This window comes from Streptomyces sp. NPDC107654 (assembly GCF_055639035.1).
This window is the reverse complement of record NZ_JBVKBI010000004.1, coordinates 1-19,157: the sequence shown is the minus strand read 5'-3', so window position 1 is coordinate 19,157 and position 19,157 is coordinate 1. Positions and strand designations below refer to the sequence as shown.

Genomic DNA, 19,157 nt, shown 5'->3' with positions numbered 1-19,157 from the left:
ACGGGCACGGCCGCCCCGGCCCTCATGGAGGTTCTCCTGCGGGTGCCCCCGAAAGTTTCGGTTCGACATCCGATTGACTTCGGAGGAGTGTGGGGGTGCACCCCCCACTCGTCAATACGTCAACTTCCGGCCACGGCGGGTGCCGCCGTGCTCGACCGCACCACCAGACTCGTCGCCAGTTCCACCCGCGTCGCCGCACGCTCCTCCTGTGCGCGCCCCAGCTCCAGCACGAGCCGGGCCGCGGCCTCGGCCATCTCGGTGAGCGGCTGCCGTACGGTCGTCAGCGGCGGTCCCACCCAGCGGGCCACCGGCAGATCGTCGAAGCCGACCACGCTGAGGTCCTCCGGGATGCGCAGGCCCAGTTCGCGGGCGGCCTCGTACAGGCCGAGCGCCTGCAGGTCGTTGCCCGCGAAGACGGCGGTGGGCCGGTCCGGGCGGCGCAGCAGCTGCAGGCCCAGGCGGTAGCCGGCCTCGTGGTGGAAATCGCCGGCCACGACGAGCGAGGGGTCCGCGGGCAGCCCGGCCGTCTCCAGGGCGGCCCGGTAGCCGTCGACCCGGGCCCGGCTGCACATCATCCGGGACGGGCCGCTGATCGCGCCGATCCGGGTGTGCCCCAGCTCCACCAGGTGACGGGTGGCGGCGAGCCCGCCCTGCCAGTTGGTGGCGCCGATGGAGGGCACGTCCGGGCCCGGGTCGCCGGCCGGGTCCATCACCACGAACGGGATGGAACGGCTGGTCAGCAGCGCCCGCTGGGACTCGTCGAGGCCGGACAGCACCAGCACCACGCCGTGCGGGCGGCGGGCGGCGACCTGGTCGGCCCAGGTCCGGCCGGGGGTGAGCCGGCCGGCCGACTCGGACAGGACCACGCTCAGGCCGGCGTCCCGGGCGACGTTCTCCACGCCCCGGATGACCTCCAGCGCCCAGGCGCTCTCCAGCTCGTGGAAGACCAGGTCGATCAGGGGCGAGCGGGAGGCCTCGGCGCGGCGGCGCCGGTAGCCGTAGGCGCGCAGCAGTTCCTCGACGCGGGCGCGGGTCGCGGGGGCGACGTCGGCACGGCCGTTGAGGACCTTCGAAACAGTCGGAGCGGAGACCCCGGCCTCACGGGCGATCTCGGCGAGGGTCGCCGTCTGTGTTGCTGCGGGCTTCGAAGGTTTCATGCCGGCGATCGTATCCCTGCGCGGCTTCCTGACGAAGGTCAGCGCACGTCCGGCACCACCGGAACATTCGACTTGTCGAACGAAACATTCGCGACCTTCGAGGGCCTTTCGCGCGTCATCGCATCGCACGGGGACGCACGAAAACACCCCGCCCCCGGAGATACCGGGAGCGGGGTGTCGAGTGGAGCGCCGGGCAGGCCTTGCACCTGCATCTCCCCGCAGGAAGCGGGGCGTCTTTCCTTGGACCACCAACGCACGTGCGTCCGGGCCGGTTTCCCGGCCGTTCGCTGTGTGATGATCATAGCCCAGGCGAGGGGGGCTCGCGCAACCTCAGTGGTCCGCCACCGCCTCGAACCGCCACCGGTGCACGGCCCGGGTCACCAACCCCGCGGCCGGTTCGGGGAGTTCGGGCAGCGAGGCGTCGTACGGCGCGTCCCACCAGGTGATGACCAGCACCCGGTCCTGCGGCGCGCGGAAGGTCTCCCGGCGCAACGGCTCGGCGGACAGGGGCTGTTCGCGCACCCAGGCCAGCAGGTCCGCCCCCCGCCCCTCGGCCGCCCGGGCCTCCCACATCAGGGCGACCGTCATGAGTAGAGGTTCTCCTTGCTGACCTCGTGCACATGGTCGTGGTCGTGGCCGGGGACGTGCGGGTCGGTCACCGGCAGGGAGGAGTCGGCCGACAGGTCCCAGCTGGAGGCGGCCCGGTTCCGGGCGACCATCTCGGCGCCGAGCGCGGCCACCATCGCGCCGTTGTCCGTGCACAGCTTGGGGCGCGGCACGCGCAGCCGGATCCCGGCGGCCTCGCAGCGCTCCTGGGCCAGGGCGCGCAGCCGGGAGTTGGCCGCCACGCCGCCGCCGATCATCAGGTGGTCCACGCCCTCGTCCTTGCAGGCGCGCACGGCCTTGCGGGTCAGCACGTCGACCACGGCCTCCTGGAAGGAGGCGGCCACATCGCGCACCGGGACCTCCTCGCCGGCCGCCCGCCTGGCCTCGATCCAGCGGGCCACGGCGGTCTTCAGGCCGGAGAAGGAGAAGTCGTACGCCGGGTCGCGCGGGCCGGTCAGGCCGCGCGGGAAGGCGATGGCCTCCGGGTCGCCCTCGCGCGCGTACCGGTCGATGACCGGGCCGCCGGGGAAGCCCAGGTTCAGCACGCGGGCGATCTTGTCGAAGGCCTCGCCGGCCGCGTCGTCGATGGTCGAGCCCATCGGGCGGACGTCGGAGGTGATGTCCGACGACAGCAGCAGCGAGGAGTGGCCGCCGGAGACCAGCAGGGCCATCGTCGGCTCGGGCAGCGGGCCGTGCTCCAGCTGGTCCACGCAGATGTGGGAGGCGAGGTGGTTGACGCCGTAGAGGGGCTTGCCGAGGGCGTAGGCGTACGCCTTGGCCGCCGAGACGCCGACGAGGAGAGCGCCGGCGAGGCCGGGACCGGCGGTGACCGCGATGCCGTCCAGGTCCTTGGCGCTGATCCCGGCCTCCTTCAGCGCGCGGTCGATGGTCGGGACCATCGCCTCCAGGTGCGCCCGGGAGGCCACCTCCGGTACGACACCGCCGAAGCGGGCGTGCTCGTCCACGCTGGAGGCGACGGCGTCCGCCAGCAGGGTGGTGCCGCGGACGATGCCGACGCCGGTCTCGTCGCAGGAGGTCTCGATGCCGAGGACGAGAGGTTCGTCAGTCATTGATATCGGTTCCTTGTACTGAGGCGGAACCCGCGGCGGTGCCGCTGCCGGGTTCCGTGGTGAGGCGCATCACCAGGGCGTCCACGTTGCCCGGCTGGTAGTAGCCGCGCCGGAAGCCGATGGGGACGAAGCCGAAACGCTCGTAGAGCTTCTGCGCGGGCAGGTTGTCGACCCGGCATTCGAGCATCACCTCGTGGCACTCGAACGCGGTCGCCGCGCGCAGCAGCTCGGTCAGCATCCGGGCGCCGAGGCCGGTGCCCTGGTGGTCGCGGGCGACCGCGATGGTCTGGACGTCGGCCAGCTCACCGGCGGCGGCCAGGCCCGCGTACCCGACGATCCGGCCGTCGGCGGCCTCGGCGACGAGGTAGCACCGGGTGGCCGCGGTGCCCCGGGAGTGGGCCAGCTCGGACCAGAACATGCCCCGGGACCAGGCGTCCTCGGGGAACAGGTCCCGCTCGAGCTCCAGGACCGGGTCGATGTCCCACCAGCGCATCTCGCGCAGTCGGGGAGGTTCCGGCTGTGTCACTTGGGGGTGACCACCTTGTAGTTCTTGGGGACCTGGGCGTCCGGCCGGCGCAGGTACAGCGGCCGGGGCACGGGGAGTTCCTCGCCGGCGGCGAGCTTCTCCGCGGCGAGCGAGGCGAGGGCGGCGGCGGACACGTGCTCGGGCTCGTGGGCGCTCGGGAACGTGTCCGGGTAGAGCAGCGCGCCGGCGCCGACCGCCGGGAGGCCCGCGACCCGCTCGGCGATGTCGGCCGGGCGGTCGACGGCCGGGCCGGTCAGGCGGGTCCGGGAGTCGGCGTACGTCGCCCAGTAGACCTCCTTGCGGCGGGCGTCGGTCGCCACGACGAAGGGGCCCTTCTCGATGTCGGCGGCGTAGGCGAGGCCGTCCAGCGTGCACAGGCCGTGCACCGGGACGCCGAGGGCGAGGCCGAAGGTGTCGGCGGTCATCAGGCCGACGCGCAGGCCGGTGTAGGGGCCGGGGCCGGTGCCGACGACGATCCCGGTGACGGCCTCCAGCTTCAGGCCGGCCTCGGCGAGGACCCGGTCGACGGCCGGCAGCAGCAGCTCTCCGTGCCGGCGCGCGTCCACCTGGCTCGACGAGGCGATGACGTCCGTGCCGTCGTGCAGCGCGACGGTGACGGCGGGTGTTGCGGTATCCAGAGCGAGCAAGAGCACGCGAACAGCCTACGGCGCCCGCGGCTCGCGCATCGCCGTCCGGGGCGGACGGTCACCGACTGCTACGGTCGGTACGAAGTATGACATATCGCACGAAGCAGAGGTGGGCGCAGGTGGCAGGGACCAGCTCGGGGATCGTGGCCGGCCTCACCGCGGCGGCTCTGGGAACGGTCGGATTCCTCGCCTACCGGGCCCAGGCGACCGTACCGGCGCACCTGGGCGAGGGGTCGGCGGCGCACGCGACGGCCGCTTCGAAGGCACCACGGGACCGGCGCAACCCGACCGCCCTGCCGAACGGCTCCGGGACGGGTGAACGGGTCGTGTACTCGGTGGACGACGACCGGGTCTGGCTGGTCGCACCCGGCAACCGGGTGGAGCGCACCTTCCGGGTGCGGCCGGGCACCGTCGACCCGCCGGCCGGCACGTACTGGGTGACGTCCCGCTCCAACGCGGCCACCGGCACCGACGGCGTCCCCGTCGAGCACATCGTGCGGTTCACCAGCGTGGACGGGGTGACCATCGGGTTCAGCGCGGCGGTGGACGGCGCGGCGGCGGGCATGGTGGCCGACGCGGGCGTGAAGACCGGGGGGATCCGCGAGACGCGGGCCGACGGCGACGTGATGTGGAGGTTCGCGACGATCGGGGTGCGGGTGGTCGTCATCCGCTAGCGGGAGACCCCGTCCTCCGGCGGTGGGACTGTCGTGGCTGGGCGCGGGTCTGCCGTGGCTGGGCGCGGGTCTGCCGTGGCTGGGCGCGGCTCCGTCGTGGCTGGGCGCCGTGGGTTCGTCGTGGGCGGGCGCGGGACACGCCGTCGTCCGGGCGCGGGTTCTGTCGTGGCCGGGCGCCGCGGGTCCGTCGCGGTCGGGCACCGCGGGTCCGTTGTGGCCGGGCGCCGCGGGTCCGTCGCGGTCGGGCACCGCGGGTCCGTTGTGGCCGGGCGCCGCGGGTCCGTCGCGGTCGGGCGTGCCGTCGCCGACGGGCGTGCCGTCGCCGCTCTCCTTGGAGACCGCTTCAGCCGGACAGTGTCTCCAGGCCCGCGTCCGTCCAGCGCTCCCCCAGACCGGTGACGGTCACGTGCCGTACCTCGTCCGTGGTGTCGCCGACCGCGCGGTGGATGACGACCTGGAGGCGGTCCTCGGTCAGCTCCTCCACCTTGCCCTCGCCCCACTCCACGACGATCACCGAGTCGGGCAGCGAGACGTCGAGGTCCAGGTCCTCCATCTCGTCCAGGCCGCCGGCCAGCCGGTAGGCGTCGACGTGCACCAGGGGCGGGCCGTCGCCGAGGGACGGGTGCACCCGGGCGATCACGAAGGTCGGCGAGGTGACCGCGCCGCGCACGCCGAGGCCCTCGCCGAGCCCGCGGGTCAGCGTCGTCTTGCCCGCGCCCAGCTCTCCGCTGAGCATCACGAGGTCGCCCGCGCGCAGCAGTTTGGCCAGGCGGCGGCCCAGCTCCCGCATCTGTTCCGGGGAGGTGACGGTCAGCTGGGTCTCAGCGGGGTCGTGCGGTGCTGCTGGTGCTTCCATAGCCACTTACGGTAGCTCCTGCGGGCACCGCGCCCGCGCGGGTGAGCAGGTCGGCGAGGCGGTCGGTGACCACTTCCGGGTGCTCCAGCATCACCAGGTGCCCGGCGTCCGGCACCAGCACCAGCTCGGCGTCGGGCAGCAGGTCGGCGATGGCCTCGCTGTGCTCGCTGGGCGTCACGAGGTCCTGCACACCGGCCAGCACGAGCACCGGCATGTCCCGGAAGCAGACGAGCGCCTCGGTCTTGTCATGGTCGGTGAAGGCCGGGTAGAACTCGGCGACCACGTCGATCGGCGTGGACTCGATCATCCGCTCGGCGAAGCGTTCCACGGCCGGGTCGATGTCCCGTCCCGCGAACGAGTACCGCTTGATGATCCCGGCAAACAGGTCGGCGGTGGCCCGGCGCCCCTTCTCCACCAGCTCCGCCTGCTGCCCGAGCGCCTTCAGCACACCGGGGAGGATCCGGCGCACCGCGTTGACGCCGGCCACCGGAAGCCCGAAGTTGACCTCGCCGAGCCGCCCGGAGGAGGTCCCCACGAGGGCGGTGGCGACGACCCGGTCCCGGATCAGCTCGGGGTACTGCGCGGCGAGGGCCATCACCGTCATTCCGCCCATCGAGTGACCGACCAGCACCACCGGCCCCTCCGGTACGGCGGCGTCGAGCACGGCCTTCAGGTCGCGGCCGAGCTGGTCGATGGTGAGCGGCACCCGGTCCCGGGTCTGGGCCACGCCCCGCCCGGACCGCCCGTGGCTGCGCTGGTCCCAGTGCACGGTCCGCACCACCCCGCGCAGGGCCGCCCGCTGGAAGTGCCAGGAGTCCTGGCCGAGGCAGTAGCCGTGGCAGAAGACGACGGTGACGGGGGCGGGCGCCTTGCGGCCGAAGAGCCGGCGCCGGCGTGGGGATACGTTCGGGCCGGGGTCGGGCTCGGCCTCGTCGACCTCGTAGTACAGCTCGGTGCCGTCGTCGGCGTACGCCTTGCCGGGGGTGCCGCGCAGGGTGCCGTACGGGCCCGCCGAGTCCAGCGCCAGCCGGGCCTTGCGGCGCATCCCCCGGCCCACCGTCATCCGCTCGACGGCCACACCGGCCGCCGCTCCCGCGGCGAGCACGCCTATCGCGGCACCGGCGATGCCCGTCGTCCTGCGCCAGCTCCCGGCCGCCCCCGCGGCGGAGGCGGCGGCCGCCGAGGCGACGACGTCCGCCACGGCCTCCGCGCTGCTCTCGCTCACGTACCGCTCCTCTTCGCCGTACTGCAGTTCGCCTGGGTGGTGATACGGATGGTGCCGCCGTGCCGGTGCCGCTGTGCTGTGGTGTGACGGACGTGACCGGTGCGTCCGGGAACGCGAAGTGCCGCTCCCTGGACGGGTTACCCGAGTTCTTGCCCGTTCACATAAACGCGGGGAACGCGCTTGCCGATGCGCGTGACGATCTCGTACGCGATCGTGCCGCAGGCCTGCGCCCAGTCCTCCGCGGTGGGCTCGCCCCGGTCGCCGGGTCCGAACAGCACGGCCTCGCTGCCCACCGGGGGTTCGTCGCCGCCCAGGTCCACGACGAACTGGTCCATGGCGACCCGCCCGGCGATCGTCCGCCACTTGCCGTCGACCAGCACCGGACCGGTTCCCGAGGCGTGCCGCGGGACGCCGTCCGCGTAACCGACCGGCACCAGGCCGAGGGTGGTCTCGCCGGGGGTGACGTAGTGGTGGCCGTAACTGACGCCGTGGCCGCCCGGGGTGCGCTTGACGAGGGCCAGCGACGCGCTGAGCGTCATCACCGGGCGCAGCCCGAAGTCCGCCGGGGTGCCCAGCTCGGGGCTGGGCGAGACGCCGTACATGGCGATGCCCGTGCGGACCAGGTCGAAGTGGGTCTCGGGCAGGGTGAGGGTGGCCGGCGAGTTGGCGATGTGCCGCACCTCGGGCCGGACGCCCCGCTCCTCGGCGTACGCCGTCATCTCCCGGAACCGGGCGAGCTGGGCGGCGATGGACGGATGCCCCGGCTCGTCGGCGCACGCGAAGTGCGACCACAGTCCGGTGACCCGGACCAGCCCCTCGGCCTCGGCCCGCAGCGCCGCGGCGACGAGTTCGGCCCAGTCCTCGCCGGGCTGGCAGCCGTTGCGGCCGAGACCGGTGTCGGCCTTGAGCTGCACGCGCGCGGTGCGGCCCGCCGCCCGGGCGGCCGCCACGACCTCCCGCAGGGCCCACATGCCGCTCAGCGAGACGTCGATGTCCGCCTCGATCGCCTGCCGCCAGGGGCCGCCCGGCACCCACAGCCAGCACAGGATCCGGCCGGGCAGCCCGGCCGCGCGCAGCGCGAGGGCCTCCTCGGCCGTGGCCGTGCCGAGCCAGCTCGCGCCCGCGGCGAGGGCCTCGCGGGCACACGGCACCGCGCCGTGGCCGTATCCGTCGGACTTGACGACGGCCATCACGGCGGCGCCCTCGGCCCGGGCGCGCAGGGCCCGCACATTGGCGCGCAGGGCGCCCAGATCGATCTCGGCGCGGGCGCGCAGGGCGGCGGTCGGCTCAGCAGCTGTCTCACTCATCGCGCCCCCAGTCTCTCAGAGCCGCCCTGCGCGGGGCGGGGGCCGGGTCGGTCCGGCCGTCGCGCGTGCGGCCCAGGCCCGGTCGGTCCGACGGGTCGCGCCGCGTAACGCGGGGCGTGGGCCGAGTCGCTCACGCCGTCGCGCGTACGGGCAGTCGCCGTGCTGCGGCCGGGGCCCGATCGGTCCCGCCGTCCCGCGTGCGACCGGGGCCGGGGCGGCCCGACCATCGCACGTGCCGCCATCGCCGGGCTGCGATGGGGGCCAGGTCGCTCACGCCGTCGCGCGTCCGGGCAATCGCCCCGCTGCGGCCTGGCGCGGAGACCCGGTCGCGCCCCCGCGGCGGCAGCCGCGTCTCCCGTCCGGTCCCGTGCCCCTTGGCGCGGCGCTCGCAACCGCGGGCAGGCGGCCCAACCCCCGCCGAGCCGCCCGCGACCCGCGCCCGCCACCCCTTCAGCCCCGCATGTCCCGCCACCCCCTCAGCCCCGCACCTCTCGCCACTCGCCCCCCAGCCCCGCACCTCTCGCCGCTCCCCCAGCCCCGCACGCCCCTCCACCCCCTCAACCCCGAACCTCTCGCCGCTCCCCCAGCCCCGCACGCCCCTCCACCCCCTCAACCCCGAACCTCTCGCCACTCCCCCAGCCCCGCACCCCCCTCCAGGCCCTCAGCCCCCCGTGACCCGCGCCCGCCACCCCCTCACCCCCGCACGTCCCTCCAGGCCTCCGGAATGTGTGACGCCACGTCATGGGCCCCCGTCGGCGCCCCCTCCGCCGCGAACCGGCCCGCCAGTCCGTGCAGGTACGCCGCCACGCTCCCCGCGTCCGCCGCGCCCAGCCCCGCCGCCAGCAAGGACCCCGCCAGCCCGGACAGCACGTCGCCGCTCCCGGCCGTGGCCAGCCAGGGCGTCCCCGTGGAGTTCACCCGTACCGGCCCGCCCGCGAAGTCGGCGACCAGCGTGGTCGAGCCCTTGAGCAGCACCGTCGCCCGGTACACCGCCGCCAGCTCCCGCACCGCGGCCAGCCGGGCCCCCTCGACCTCCTCCCGCCGCACGCCCAGCAGTGCGGCGGCCTCCCCGGCGTGCGGGGTCATCAGCGTCGGCGCCGTACGCCGCCGTACCGCGTCCCGTTCGGCCAGCCGCAGCCCGTCCGCGTCCAGCAGCACCGGCACGTCCGCCGCCAGCACCTCGGCCACGGTCGCCGCGTCGTCCCCGGCACCGGGTCCGGTCACCCAGGCCTGTACCCGGCCGGCCCTGGCGGGCCCCGCGTCGGAGACGAGGGTCTCCGGGAAGCGGGCGATGACCGCGTCCCCGGCCGGCCCGACGTACCGTACGGCCCCGGCCCCGCCGCGCAGCGCGCCCGACACCGCCAGCACGGCCGCCCCGGGATAGCGCGCCGACCCGGCGGCGATCCCGACCACCCCGCGCCGGTACTTGTCACTCTCCCCCGTCGGCGCCGGCAACAGCCGGTCCACGTCGGCGTGTTGCAGGGCCTGGAGCACGGCGTCGGCGGGCGGCGGTTCCAGACCGATGTCGACGAGCCGCACCACCCCGGCGTACTCCCGCGCGGGATCCACCAGCAGTCCCGGCTTGTACGTGCCGAAGGTGACGGTCAGGTCGGCCCGGAGCGCGGCCCCGCGCACCTCGCCGGTGTCCGCGTCGACGCCGCTGGGCAGGTCCACGGCCACCACGGCGGCCCGGGACCGCGCCACCACCCCGGCGAGCCGCTCGGCGTCCGGCCGCAGCCCGCCCTTGCCCCCGATCCCGACGATGCCGTCCACGACCAGGTCGGCCCGCAGGAGCAGTTCCTCGACCGGGCCGGCACCGTCCGCCGGGGCGAGGGCACCGCCCGCCCGGCGCAGGGCGGCGAGCCCCCCGGCGTGGGCCCGTCCCGGTGTCAGCAGGACCGCCGTCACGCCCGCGCCGCGCCGGGCCAGCCGGGCCCCCGCGTACAGGGCGTCCCCGCCGTTGTCGCCGCTGCCGACGAGCAGCACCACCCGGCTGCCGTACACCCGCCCGAGCAGTTCGGCGCAGGCGGCGGCCAGTCCGGCGGCGGCCCGCCGCATCAGCGCGCCCTCCGGCAGCCGTGCCATCAGCGCCCGCTCGGCCGCCCTTACCGTCTCCACGCTGTACGCAGTATGCATGCGGTCGATACTGCCCCGCGACCCCCGCGGTCCACACCCGCTCTGCCCGGAGGCGATCTCCGTCTTCCGGTCGCGGGGTCCGGTCGCGAGGTCCGGTCGCAGGGGTCTGTCCGAGCGGGCGCGCACGGCGGCACGCGGTCGTGCTCGAAGGGCCCGGGACCCGTACGCGCGGACAGGCCGGGGCCCGGCCCGGTCCGGTCAGCCCTCGGCGACCACCACGGCCGAGGCCACGCCCGCGTCGTGACTGAGCGACACGTGCCAGGACCGCACGCCCAGTTCCGCGGCCTTCGCGGCCACCGTCCCCTTCACCCGCAGCCGCGGCTGCCCGCTGTCCTCCACATACACCTCGGCATCGGTCCACTGCAGCCCCGGAGGCGCGCCCAGCGCCTTCGCCAGCGCCTCCTTGGCGGCGAACCGGGCCGCGAGCGAGGCGATTCCGCGCCGCTCCCCGCTGGGCAGCAGCAGCTCCCGCTCCACGAACAACCGGTCGGCCAGCCCCGGTGTCCGCTCCAGGGACGCCCGGAACCGGTCGATCTCGGCGACGTCGATGCCCACCCCGATGATGCTCATGCCGAGCACCCTACGACCCCGGCCGCGGAGACGGGCCGAACCGGTCGGCGGGCCGCGTTCTACGCTTCCAGCATGAACTCGTCACACGCCTATCTCTCCGGCCTCTTCTCCCTGGAGGGCCGGGTCGCCCTGGTGACCGGGGGCAGTTCCGGTATCGGCCGGGCCATTTCGGGGGCGCTCGCGCGGGCCGGGGCCCGGGTGGTCGTCGTGGCCCGGCGGCCGACGGAACTGGCGGCCACCGTGGAGGAGTTGACGGACGCCGGCTGCCGGGCGGCCTGGGTCAGCGGTGACCTGGGGTCGCGGGACGGGGTGCGCGCGGCGGCCGAGGAGGCCGCGGCCGTCTTCGGCGAGCCCGACATCCTCGTCAACTCCGCCGGGATCAACCTCCGGCCGCCGATGGACGACATGGACGACGACGTGTGGGACAACACGATGGCGGTGAACCTGGAGGCGCCCTTCCTGCTGGGCCGGCGGTTCGGGCCCGGCATGGCCGAGCGGGGCTTCGGGCGGATCATCCACATCACCTCCCAGCAGGCCCACCGCGCCTTCGTGCAGAGCGGTGCCTACGGCGTCTCCAAGGGCGCGCTGGAGTCCCTGGCCCGCTCCCAGGCCGAGGCCTGGTCACCGTACGGGGTCACGGTCAACACCCTCGTGCCGGGCTTCGTGATGACCCCGCTGAACAGGCGGCTGTCCTCCGATCCCGAGCGGGTGGCCGCTCTTGCCGCGCGCACGATGACCGGCCGCAACGGACTCGCCGAGGACTTCGAGGGCGCGGCCGTCTTCCTGGCGAGCCGCGCCTCCGCGTACGTCACGGGCCAGTCGATCTTCGTGGACGGCGGCTTCTCGGTGCACTGAGCGAGCGCGCCCGGAAGGGACGCGGGGAACCGCGCGAACGACCGCACGCGCGGTTCCCCGACACGCGCCCCGCACCCGCAACCCCAACCGCAACCGCAACCGCCGAACGACGACGCCCCCGCCGGACGGCGATGCCCCGGCGGACGAGTGGCTACTCCACCGTGACCGACTTGGCGAGGTTCCGGGGCTGGTCCACCTCGTTCCCCCGGGCCGTGGCCAGCTCACAGGCGAAGACCTGCAACGGCACCGTCGCCACCAGCGGCTGGAGCAGGGTCGGCGTGGCCGGGATGCGGATCAGGTGGTCGGCGTACGGGACCACCGCCTCGTCGCCCTCCTCCGCGATCACGATGGTGCGCGCGCCCCGCGCCCGGATCTCCTGGATGTTGGAGACGATCTTGTCGTGGATGACCGACCGGCCGCGCGGCGACGGTACGACGACGACGACCGGCACGTCCTCCTCGATCAGCGCGATCGGGCCGTGCTTCAGCTCGCCCGCGGCGAAGCCCTCGGCGTGCATGTACGCCAGTTCCTTCAGCTTGAGCGCGCCCTCCAGGGCCACCGGGTAGCCCACGTGCCGGCCGAGGAACAGCACGGTGTTCTTCGCGGCGAGGGTGCGCGCCAGCGCCCGTACCGGCTCCATGGTCTCCAGGACCCGCTCGACCTCCTCGGAGATCCGGGACAGGTCCTTGATCACGGCCTGGATCTCGTCGCCCCACTTGGTGCCGCGCACCTGCCCCAGGTACAGCGCGACCAGGTAGCAGGCGACCAGCTGGGTGAGGAACGCCTTGGTGGAGGCGACCGCGATCTCCGGACCGGCGTGCGTGTACAGCACCGCGTCCGACTCGCGGGGGATCGTCGAGCCGTTGGTGTTGCAGATCGCCAGCACCTTGGAGCCCTGCTCGCGGGCGTGCCGCAGCGCCATCAGGGTGTCCATGGTCTCGCCGGACTGGGAGATGGCGATCACCAGCGACCGCCCGTCCAGGATCGGGTCCCGGTAGCGGAACTCGCTGGCCAGCTCCACCTCGCACGGGATCCGCGTCCAGTGCTCGATGGCGTACTTGGCGATCAGACCGGCGTGGAAGGCCGTACCGCAGGCGACGATGACGACCTTGTCGATCTCGCGCAGTTCGGAGGGGCTGATCCGCACCTCGTCCAGGGTGAGCGAGCCGGACGGGTCGATCCGGCCGAGCAGGGTGTCGGCGACCGCCTTGGGCTGCTCGGCGATCTCCTTGAGCATGAAGTAGTCGTAGCCGCCCTTCTCGGCGGCGGAGGCGTCCCAGTCCACGTGGTAGGAGCGGACCTCGGCCGGGCGGCCGTCGAAGCCCGTCACCGTGACGCCGTCCCGGCGCAGCTCCACCACCTGGTCCTGGCCCAGCTCGATCGCGGACCGTGTGTGCTCGATGAACGCGGCGACGTCGGAGGCCAGGAACGCCTCGCCCTCGCCGACACCCACCACCAGCGGCGAGTTGCGGCGGGCGCCGACCACCACGTCCGGCTCGTCGGCGTGCACCGCGACCAGCGTGAACGCGCCCTCCAGCCGCCGGCACACCAGCCGCATGGCCTCCGCGAGGTCCGCGCAGGAGGAGAACTCCTCGGCCAGCAGATGGGCGACGACCTCGGTGTCCGTCTCGGAGTGCAGCTCATGGCCGCGCTCGGCCAGTTCCGCGCGCAGCACCGCGAAGTTCTCGATGATGCCGTTGTGCACCACCGCGACCCGGCCCGCGTTGTCGAGGTGCGGGTGCGCGTTGGCGTCCGTGGGGCCGCCGTGGGTGGCCCAGCGGGTGTGCCCGATGCCGGTCGAGCCGGCCGGCAGCGGCCGGTCCACCAGCTCCTTCTCCAGGTTGACCAGTTTCCCGGCCCGCTTCGCGGCGGCCAGCCCGCCGTCCGCCGGCACGGCGACACCCGCCGAGTCGTACCCCCGGTACTCCAGCCGCTTCAGTCCGGCCATCACGACATCGAGCGCCGACTGTGACCCCACGTATCCCACGATTCCGCACATGAGCGGCAGCCTACGGGCCGGCCGTGATCAGAAACGGCCTCCGCCTGCCCGAATTCGGAAATTCCCACCGTCGTACGCAGCCCTTCGGTGCTCCGACGCCCGCGCCGGCCCGGCGTGACGGACCCCACCCGCCGCGCCGTTCGAACTCCGTTAACAATGGACTGTGATCTCACCGGTCTCCTCGATGCCCCGGAGCGCCCACCGGCACAGGCCGGAGGCGACTCCCTACGTCGATCTCACCCGCGCCGAGTGGAGCGCGCTGCGCGACAAGACACCGCTGCCGCTCACCGCCGAGGAGGTGGAGAAGCTCCGCGGTCTCGGTGACGTCATCGACCTGGACGAGGTGCGGGACATCTACCTCCCGCTCTCTCGGCTCCTCAACCTCTACGTCGGCGCCACCGACGGCCTCAGAGGCGCGCTGAACACCTTCCTCGGGGAGAAGGGCTCCCAGTCCGGCACCCCGTTCGTGATAGGTGTCGCCGGCTCGGTGGCCTGCGGCAAGTCCACCGTCTCCCGCCTCCTCCAGGCCCTGCTCTCCCGCTGGCCCGAGCACCCGCGCGTGGAACTGGTCACGACGGACGGCTTCCTGCTGCCCACCCGGGAGCTCCAGGCCCGCGGCCTCATGTCACGGAAGGGATTCCCCGAGTCCTACGACCGCCGCGCCCTCACCCGTTTCGTCGCCGACATCAAGGCCGGCAAGGACGAGGTGACGGCCCCCGTCTACTCCCACCTCATCTACGACATCGTCCCGGACCAGCGGCTCACCGTGCGCCGCCCGGACATCCTGATCGTGGAGGGCCTCAACGTCCTCCAGCCCGCCCTGCCCGGCACGGACGGCCGCACCCGGGTCGGTCTCGCCGACTACTTCGACTTCAGCGTCTACGTCGACGCGAGCGCCGAGGACATCGAGCGCTGGTACCTCAACCGCTTCAGGAAGCTGCGCCAGACCGCCTTCCAGAACCCGTCCTCGTACTTCCGCAAGTACACCCAGGTCTCCGAGGAGGAGGCACTGGACTACGCCCGCACGCTCTGGCGGACCATCAACAAGCCCAACCTGGTGGAGAACATCGCCCCGACCCGCGGCCGGGCCACCCTCGTCCTGCGCAAGGGCCCGGACCACAAGGTGCAGCGCCTCAGGCTGCGCAAGCTGTAGCCGCCCCTGTTAGATGGGCGCCATGCTGCACCTGCGCCTGATCAGCCCCGCGGAGCGGACCGACGAGGTGGTCCGTCTGATCGAGAACACGGTCGGTACCACCCACCTCGTCGTCCTCCCGGGCACCGCCCGCGATCCCGCCGGCGACCTCGTCCTGTGCGACGTGGCCCGGGAGGCGGGTGACGCACTCATCAGCGGTCTGCGCCGGCTGGGCCTGGACGAGACCGGCTCGATCGCCGTCGACGACATCGGCCTCTCCCTGTCCCGGCGCGCCGACGAGGCCGAGGCGGAGGCACCGGGCGAGGGCGCGGACGCGGTCCTGTGGGAGGGCCTGACCGAGGCCACCCACGAGGAGTCGACGCTGTCGGTCACCTACGTCGCCTTCATCACCCTGGCGACGATGATCGCGGCCTGCGGTGTGGTGCTGGACAACGCCATCCTGATCGTGGGCGCGATGGCGGTCGGCCCCGAGTTCGGCCCCCTGGCCGGCATTTGCACGGCCCTGGTCCGACGCCAGCCACGCCTGGCCTGGCGCTCACTGAGCGCGCTGCTGGTGGGCTTCGCGGTGGCGATGGCGGTGACGGTCGGCTTCAGCGTCTTCATGGACGTCATCGACCTCTTCCACCGGTCCGACCTGGAGGGCAAGCGCCCCAACACGGCGTTCATCTACGCCCCCGACGCCTTCTCCCTGGTCGTCGCGATCCTGGCCGGCGTCGCCGGCACCCTCTCCCTGACCTCCGCCAAGTCGGGTGCCCTGGTGGGCGTGGCGATCTCGGTGACGACGGTCCCGGCCGCGGCCAACGCGGCGGTCGCCCTGGCCTACGGCGACACGAACCAGACCCTGGGCTCGTCCGTCCAGCTTCTGCTGAACCTGGCGGGGATCGTGGTGGCGGGCACGCTGACACTGCTGGCGCAGAAGTGGTTCTGGACGAAACAGCGGGAGCGTCTCCCGTAGGGCGGCGCAGCCGGCCCGGGGCGCGGGGCTGTGTCCTCCGCGGCCGCGCCGCGTGGGCGCGACACACCCCGACGAACCGGCAGCCCGCACCGCACGATCCCCGGCACCCCGCGCACCGGCATCCGGAATCCCGAACCGCTGGACGCGCACCCCGAGCCCGGCCCCGGGCCCCGGACCTATCCGAGGGCCGACTTCACCGCATCGGCGAGCCGCCCCGCCACCGACCGGGCCTGCTCGATGTCCGCGGCCTCGACCATGACCCGGACCAGCGGCTCGGTCCCGGAGGGCCGCAGCAGCACCCGCCCGGTCGCCCCCAGGTCCCGCTCCGCCTCGGCGACCGCGGCGGCGAGGTCGGCGGACGTCTTCACCCGCGACTTGTCCACGTCCGGCACGTTGATCAGCACCTGCGGCAGCCGTTCCATCACCGAGGCCAGCTCCCGCAGCGTACGGCCGGTCTCCGCGACCCGCGCCGCCAGCAGCAGTCCGGTCAGCGTGCCGTCACCGGTGGTCGCGTGGTCGAGGATGATGACGTGCCCGGACTGCTCGCCGCCGAGGGCGTAGCCGTGCTCCTTCATCTCCTCCAGCACGTACCGGTCGCCCACGGCGGTCTGCACGAGCCGGATGCCCGCGCGCTCCATGGCCAGCTTGAAGCCGAGGTTGGACATCACGGTCGCGACGACGGTGTCGGAGCGCAGTGCGGAACGCTCCCGCATCGCCAGCGCGAGCACGGCGAGGATCTGGTCGCCGTCGACCTCCTCGCCGGTGTGGTCCACGGCCAGGCAGCGGTCGGCGTCGCCGTCGTGCGCGATGCCGAGGTCCGCGCCGTGCTCGACGACCGCGGCCTTCAGCTTGTCCAGGTGGGTCGAGCCGCAGCCGTCGTTGATGTTGAGGCCGTCCGGCTCCGCGCCGATCGTGACGACCTGGGCACCGGCCCGGGCGAACGCCTCCGGCGAGACCCCCGAGGCCGCGCCGTGCGCTTCGTCCAGGACGATCTTCAGTCCGTCGAGCCGGTTGGGCACGACCGACAGGAGGTGGGCGACGTACCTCTCGAAGCCCTCCTCGTACGACCGCACACGCCCCACGCCGGCGCCCGTCGGCCGCTCCCACGGCTCGCCGTGCCGGTGTGCGTCGTAGACCGCCTCGATCCTGTCCTCCAGCTCGTCGGCGAGCTTGTGGCCGCCACGGGCGAAGAACTTGATGCCGTTGTCCGGCATGGCGTTGTGGCTGGCGGAGAGCATCACACCGAGGTCGGCGCCGAGCGCGCCCGTCAGGTGCGCCACCGCCGGCGTCGGCAGCACACCGACGCACAGGACGTCCACGCCCGCGCTCGCGAGGCCCGCGACCACCGCCGCCTGCAGGAACTCCCCGGACGCCCGCGGGTCCCGACCGACCACCGCTTTCGGCTTGTGGCCCTCGAAGGTGCCCGCCTCGGCCAGCACGTGCGCCGCGGCGACGGAGAGGCCGAGCGCCATCTCGGCCGTCAGATCCGCGTTGGCGACACCGCGCACGCCGTCCGTGCCGAAGAGTCGTCCCACTTGTCCTCCTGAGGAAGCGTCCTTGCTGCCGGGAATGATGGCAGACGCCGTGCGATCCGATCACACAAGCCTTTGAGCGCCTTGTGTCGTTATACGCCCTTGGCCGGGATAAACGAACGCCCCGACGGCACATGTGGCGTGCCGCCGGGGCGTTCGGAGTACGAGCAGGCAGCTGCTGGTTAGCGCTTGCTGTACTGCGGGGCCTTGCGGGCCTTCTTCAGACCGGCCTTCTTGCGCTCGACCGCACGGTCGTCGCGCTTGAGGAAGCCGGCCTTCTTCAGCGGGCCGCGGTTGTTGTCGACGTCGGCCTCGTTCAGCGCACGGGCCACACCGAGACGGAGGGCACCGGCCTGACCGGAGACACCGCCACCGGCGATGCGGGCGATGACGTCGTAACGACCCTCAAGCTCCAGGACCTTGAACGGCTCGTTGACTTCCTGCTGGTGCACCTTGTTGGGGAAGTAGTCCTCAAGGGTGCGACCGTTGATCTTCCACTTGCCGGTGCCCGGAACGATCCGGACGCGGGCGATGGCGTTCTTGCGACGGCCCAGGCCGGCGGCCGGCTGGGGCTCACCGAAGCGCGAGGCGAGGGACTCGGAGGTGTACTCACCCTCCACCGGAACCTCGGACTCGGTGGTGTAGCTGTCGATGTCAAGCTCTTCGAGCGGCTGCTCGGCAGTGGTCTCGGCCACGATTCTCCTCAGATTCTGTTCAGTCTTAGGGGGTGGCCGGACTTACTGCGCGACCTGGGTGATCTCGAACGGCACCGGCTGCTGGGCAGCGTGCGGGTGCTGGTCACCCTTGTAGACCTTCAGCTTCGAGAGCATCTGACGGCCCAGCGTGTTCTTGGGGAGCATGCCCTTGACGGCCTTCTCGATGGCCTTCTCGGGGTTCTTGTCGAGCAGCTCGTCGTAGCGGACGGAGCGCAGACCACCCGGGTAGCCGGAGTGGCGGTACGCCATCTTCTGGGTCCGCTTGTTGCCGGACAGGTGCACCTTGTCGGCGTTGATGATGATGACGAAGTCACCAGCGTCGACGTGCGGCGCGTAGATCGGCTTGTGCTTGCCCCGCAGGAGGGTCGCAGCAGTGGTGGCGAGACGACCCAGGACAACGTCCTGAGCGTCGATGACGTGCCACTGGCGCGTCACATCGCCGGGCTTGGGGCTGTACGTACGCACGGTTCGTAGCCTTCGCTTCGAGTGAATGGTCCTAAACAAGGTCACCGAAACGATCACGACAGCCTTGATCCACGGCGGCGACGCATACCGCGTACGTGGGGTCGCTGGTCATCGGCCCGGTGGACCGGTGTAAGGGCCCGTCCCGTGAGAATGAGCAAGCCAATACACAACGAAGAAGTAGGTTACCGGGCGGCCCCCGGGCGGGTCAAAACGAGGCAGGCCGACGGACGGACCCCGCACACCCCGCCCCCCGTCTAAGATGCGCCCCATGAGTAACGGGCAGGGGGGACCCCAGTCTCAGTGGGATCCCTGGAAACCGCAATCCCAGCAGCCGTGGAACAGCGCAGCCGACGACGGGACTCCGGACTGGGCCGCGCTCGCCGAGGCCTCGGAGACGCGGAACAAGCGCCGCAAGCTGCTGTTCATAGCCGGCGGCGCCCTCGCCACGGTCGCGATAGGCACGGCGGTCGCCATGGCCGTCGTCTCCGCGAACGGCGGTGATCCGGAGGCAGGCCCGAGCAATCTGCCCGCCAGCGCCTCCATTCCCGGCTCCGCCACCGCCACGCCGTCCTTCGCGCCCACCAGCGCCCCGCCGCCGCTGGACCCGAAGGACTTCATCTCCAGCGCCAAGAAGGACACCGCGCCGCTCGGCCCGGACACCCTGTTCCCGGGCACGCAGCTGACCATGGACGGCACGGTGTACAAGAA

Annotated in this window: 18 protein-coding genes and 1 pseudogene; 5 read left to right on the top strand and 14 right to left on the bottom strand. The window is 73.1% G+C overall.

Annotated features, from left to right (window positions below; all coding sequences use genetic code 11):
• Nucleotides 1-119: 119 nt before the first annotated feature.
• The 5 genes from ACZ7N4_RS08370 to tsaB form a co-directional block, all read right to left on the bottom strand.
• Nucleotides 120-1,157, bottom strand: a complete 1,038-nt coding sequence (locus tag ACZ7N4_RS08370) for a LacI family DNA-binding transcriptional regulator (protein WP_471355190.1) — start codon at nucleotides 1,155-1,157, stop codon at nucleotides 120-122.
• 330 nt (nucleotides 1,158-1,487) lie between these two features.
• Complete coding sequence (locus tag ACZ7N4_RS08365; RefSeq protein WP_471355187.1) at nucleotides 1,488-1,745, bottom strand: hypothetical protein; 258 nt, start codon at nucleotides 1,743-1,745, stop codon at nucleotides 1,488-1,490.
• On the bottom strand, nucleotides 1,742-2,833 hold the full coding sequence (tsaD, locus tag ACZ7N4_RS08360) for a tRNA (adenosine(37)-N6)-threonylcarbamoyltransferase complex transferase subunit TsaD (RefSeq protein ID WP_471355185.1): 1,092 nt from the start codon (nucleotides 2,831-2,833) through the stop codon (nucleotides 1,742-1,744). Before tsaD ends, ACZ7N4_RS08365 begins: the two co-directional genes overlap by 4 nt.
• Nucleotides 2,826-3,326, bottom strand: coding sequence for a ribosomal protein S18-alanine N-acetyltransferase (rimI, locus tag ACZ7N4_RS08355; protein ID WP_471356139.1), 501 nt, complete (start codon nucleotides 3,324-3,326; stop codon nucleotides 2,826-2,828). Before rimI ends, tsaD begins: the two co-directional genes overlap by 8 nt.
• Nucleotides 3,327-3,355: 29 nt before the next feature.
• Nucleotides 3,356-4,012, bottom strand: coding sequence for a tRNA (adenosine(37)-N6)-threonylcarbamoyltransferase complex dimerization subunit type 1 TsaB (gene tsaB / locus ACZ7N4_RS08350; protein ID WP_471355183.1), 657 nt, complete (start codon nucleotides 4,010-4,012; stop codon nucleotides 3,356-3,358).
• 113 nt (nucleotides 4,013-4,125) lie between these two features.
• Here tsaB and ACZ7N4_RS08345 point away from each other — a divergent pair, with 113 nt between their 5' ends.
• Nucleotides 4,126-4,680, top strand: coding sequence for a hypothetical protein (locus ACZ7N4_RS08345; protein ID WP_471355181.1), 555 nt, complete (start codon nucleotides 4,126-4,128; stop codon nucleotides 4,678-4,680).
• A gap of 343 nt (nucleotides 4,681-5,023) precedes the next feature.
• On the opposite strand, the gene tsaE is transcribed toward ACZ7N4_RS08345, so the two are convergent.
• The 5 genes from tsaE to ACZ7N4_RS08320 form a co-directional block, all read right to left on the bottom strand.
• Nucleotides 5,024-5,536: a tRNA (adenosine(37)-N6)-threonylcarbamoyltransferase complex ATPase subunit type 1 TsaE gene (tsaE, locus tag ACZ7N4_RS08340; RefSeq protein ID WP_471355179.1), complete on the bottom strand. Its 513-nt coding sequence runs from the start codon at nucleotides 5,534-5,536 to the stop codon at nucleotides 5,024-5,026.
• A complete protein-coding gene (locus tag ACZ7N4_RS08335) occupies nucleotides 5,502-6,761 on the bottom strand; it encodes an alpha/beta fold hydrolase (protein ID WP_471355178.1) in 1,260 nt (419 codons plus the stop codon). Before ACZ7N4_RS08335 ends, tsaE begins: the two co-directional genes overlap by 35 nt.
• Nucleotides 6,762-6,898: 137 nt before the next feature.
• On the bottom strand, nucleotides 6,899-8,068 hold the full coding sequence (gene alr / locus ACZ7N4_RS08330; protein WP_471355176.1) for an alanine racemase: 1,170 nt from the start codon (nucleotides 8,066-8,068) through the stop codon (nucleotides 6,899-6,901).
• A 693-nt stretch (nucleotides 8,069-8,761) separates the two neighbouring features.
• Nucleotides 8,762-10,204 (bottom strand): NAD(P)H-hydrate dehydratase, encoded by a 1,443-nt coding sequence (locus ACZ7N4_RS08325; RefSeq protein ID WP_471355174.1) that lies wholly within the window; start codon nucleotides 10,202-10,204, stop codon nucleotides 8,762-8,764.
• Nucleotides 10,205-10,402: 198 nt separating this feature from the next.
• Complete coding sequence (locus ACZ7N4_RS08320; protein WP_189298205.1) at nucleotides 10,403-10,774, bottom strand: holo-ACP synthase; 372 nt, start codon at nucleotides 10,772-10,774, stop codon at nucleotides 10,403-10,405.
• A gap of 72 nt (nucleotides 10,775-10,846) precedes the next feature.
• On the opposite strand from ACZ7N4_RS08320, the gene ACZ7N4_RS08315 reads away from it, so the two are divergent.
• Nucleotides 10,847-11,629: an SDR family NAD(P)-dependent oxidoreductase gene (locus ACZ7N4_RS08315; RefSeq protein ID WP_471355172.1), complete on the top strand. Its 783-nt coding sequence runs from the start codon at nucleotides 10,847-10,849 to the stop codon at nucleotides 11,627-11,629.
• Nucleotides 11,630-11,780: 151 nt separating this feature from the next.
• Here the strand turns inward: ACZ7N4_RS08315 and glmS are convergent, their stop codons facing one another.
• A complete protein-coding gene (glmS, locus tag ACZ7N4_RS08310) occupies nucleotides 11,781-13,628 on the bottom strand; it encodes a glutamine--fructose-6-phosphate transaminase (isomerizing) (RefSeq protein WP_471355170.1) in 1,848 nt (615 codons plus the stop codon).
• 184 nt (nucleotides 13,629-13,812) lie between these two features.
• Here glmS and coaA point away from each other — a divergent pair, with 184 nt between their 5' ends.
• Nucleotides 13,813-14,781 (top strand): type I pantothenate kinase, encoded by a 969-nt coding sequence (gene coaA / locus ACZ7N4_RS08305; RefSeq protein WP_471356136.1) that lies wholly within the window; start codon nucleotides 13,813-13,815, stop codon nucleotides 14,779-14,781.
• 22 nt (nucleotides 14,782-14,803) lie between these two features.
• Nucleotides 14,804-15,736 (top strand): DUF389 domain-containing protein, encoded by a 933-nt coding sequence (locus ACZ7N4_RS08300; RefSeq protein WP_471355168.1) that lies wholly within the window; start codon nucleotides 14,804-14,806, stop codon nucleotides 15,734-15,736.
• A gap of 176 nt (nucleotides 15,737-15,912) precedes the next feature.
• On the opposite strand, the gene glmM is transcribed toward ACZ7N4_RS08300, so the two are convergent.
• The 3 genes from glmM to rplM all read right to left on the bottom strand — a co-directional run bounded on the left by glmM (nucleotide 15,913) and on the right by rplM (nucleotide 18,449).
• Nucleotides 15,913-17,271, bottom strand: a complete 1,359-nt coding sequence (gene glmM / locus ACZ7N4_RS08295) for a phosphoglucosamine mutase (protein ID WP_471355166.1) — start codon at nucleotides 17,269-17,271, stop codon at nucleotides 15,913-15,915.
• 179 nt (nucleotides 17,272-17,450) lie between these two features.
• Entirely contained in the window at nucleotides 17,451-17,963 is a 513-nt protein-coding gene (gene rpsI, locus ACZ7N4_RS08290) for a 30S ribosomal protein S9 (protein WP_103812805.1), read from the bottom strand.
• A gap of 42 nt (nucleotides 17,964-18,005) precedes the next feature.
• Nucleotides 18,006-18,449: a 50S ribosomal protein L13 gene (rplM, locus tag ACZ7N4_RS08285; RefSeq protein WP_030345455.1), complete on the bottom strand. Its 444-nt coding sequence runs from the start codon at nucleotides 18,447-18,449 to the stop codon at nucleotides 18,006-18,008.
• Nucleotides 18,450-18,717: 268 nt separating this feature from the next.
• Here rplM and ACZ7N4_RS08280 point away from each other — a divergent pair.
• Nucleotides 18,718-19,157: pseudogene (locus ACZ7N4_RS08280) on the top strand (hypothetical protein); the annotation flags it as partial.